The sequence below is a fragment of the Acetobacter sp. AN02 genome, from assembly GCF_029759835.1.
Lineage (GTDB): Bacteria > Pseudomonadota > Alphaproteobacteria > Acetobacterales > Acetobacteraceae > Acetobacter.
The window spans coordinates 1-1,427 of record NZ_JAJJND010000176.1 but is presented as its reverse complement, the minus strand read 5'-3'; the positions used below and the strand labels follow the sequence as shown (position 1 = coordinate 1,427).

4 protein-coding genes are annotated in these 1,427 nt (G+C 58.5%); all 4 read left to right on the top strand.

All coding sequences use genetic code 11. The annotated features are described in order from the left end of the window. Nucleotides 1–36: 36 nt before the first annotated feature. Genes LOC54_RS12205 through LOC54_RS12190 form a run of 4 tightly spaced genes read left to right on the top strand, consistent with a single transcriptional unit; the run spans nt 37 to nt 1,307 of the window. Complete coding sequence (locus LOC54_RS12205) at nt 37–318, top strand: mobilization protein (RefSeq protein ID WP_279314051.1); 282 nt, start codon at nt 37–39, stop codon at nt 316–318. Then, the gene (locus LOC54_RS12200) at nt 319–498 is read left to right on the top strand and encodes a type II toxin-antitoxin system HicA family toxin (RefSeq protein ID WP_279314050.1); all 180 of its coding nucleotides are present in this window, start codon (nt 319–321) and stop codon (nt 496–498) included. Nucleotides 499–508: 10 nt separating this feature from the next. After that, a complete protein-coding gene (locus LOC54_RS12195) occupies nt 509–928 on the top strand; it encodes a type II toxin-antitoxin system HicB family antitoxin (protein WP_279314049.1) in 420 nt (139 codons plus the stop codon). Next, nucleotides 918–1,307 carry a replication protein gene (locus LOC54_RS12190; RefSeq protein WP_279314048.1) on the top strand — a complete coding sequence of 130 codons (390 nt, stop codon included), beginning with the start codon at nt 918–920 and terminating at the stop codon, nt 1,305–1,307. The genes LOC54_RS12195 and LOC54_RS12190 overlap by 11 nt, the downstream gene beginning before the upstream one ends. Nucleotides 1,308–1,427 lie beyond the last annotated feature (120 nt).

Genomic DNA, 1,427 nt, shown 5'->3' with positions numbered 1-1,427 from the left:
AACAGACCATTGCACCCACTTGGTGCGGGAGGAAAAATGACACCCATCGAGAAGGCAAAACAGCAGGTCGAACAGGCCAAGGCCCGGTATCAGGCTTTGCTCGCCAGACAGAACGCCGAGGAACGCAAGCTGGACACAAGGCGCAAGGTCATTCTCGGGGGTCTGCTGATCGACGCGGCCGGGAAGAATGAACGCTTCGGCCGGGTCATTGATGAGCTGATGAAACGCATCACCCGCGACCACGACCACAAGGCGTTCGAGGGGTGGCAGAAGTCGGTTTCTGTTGAACGAAACCCCTATCGTGTGTATGATGTGTAAATGAAAAGCGCCGTTCTGATCCGTGAGCTGGAAAAAGCAGGCTGGAAACTGGATCGCGTGCGCGGTTCACACAACGTCTTCAAACATCCGTCGCGCCCGGGGATCGTGGTTGTCCCTCACCCCAAAAAGGACCTGGGAAGCGGACTGGTCGCCGCCATCCGCAAGCAGGCGGGCATCTAGGAGGATCATCATGCGCTATCCGGTCGTGATAGAACGGGGCAGCGAAACAACAGCATTCGGCGTTGTTTTTCCTGACCTCCCCGGCTGCTTTTCCGCAGGCGATACCCTCGACGAAGCCATTTCCAGCGCAGAAGAAGCGGCAGCGGCATGGATCGACGCTACACTGGACGCGGGAGATGCGGTTCCTTCTCCCAGCACACTCGATGCGATCCAGAACAATCCGGACTATCAGGGCTGGACCATCGGCTTTGTCACCATTGATCCGGCCATTCTCGATGATCGGGTGGAACGGGCGAACATTTCTCTTCCCCGCCGCGTTCTGGAACGGCTGGACGCTCTGGCAAGAGCGTCCAGTGAAAGCCGCTCGGGCATGATCGCGGCCATGACCTTGCAAGCGAAACTCACGCCTGACGCCATTCGTGAGCGCTGATAGCGAGCTGGCCGCGTTCGACCAGCTCGGCCGGGAAATGGCGGAGACAAACCGACTGCTCCGGACCGTCCGGTCCGATCAGGCCACCCGGAACCAGCAGGAACAAGCCCTGTCGGCCGAAATGAATACCGCTCTTAAACAGGCTACAGGAGCCTCACAGGAGGCGCTGCAGGCCAGTCAGACAGAAATACGTTCATCTCCTGCTCTGGACGGGACTGATGGCCTTCCTGATCGTTCTGGTGGCGTTTGGCGGGGGAATCTTGACCTGCTGACCATGTGCCGTGGGAACGAATGGACTACGGAACGCCAGAAAGGCGGGATCGTCTGCTTCCCGTATGCGGACCCCAAGGGGAACGTGACCGGCTGGTATCTCCCCTGACCGTCACCTGGATGGGAAAGCCGACCAGCCCCTTCATCGCTTCCTGATACCAACCGTTTCTTGATCAGACTCACGGGGTACCCATTGGGCTAAAAATGTGATTCACAGGATGCTGATCAT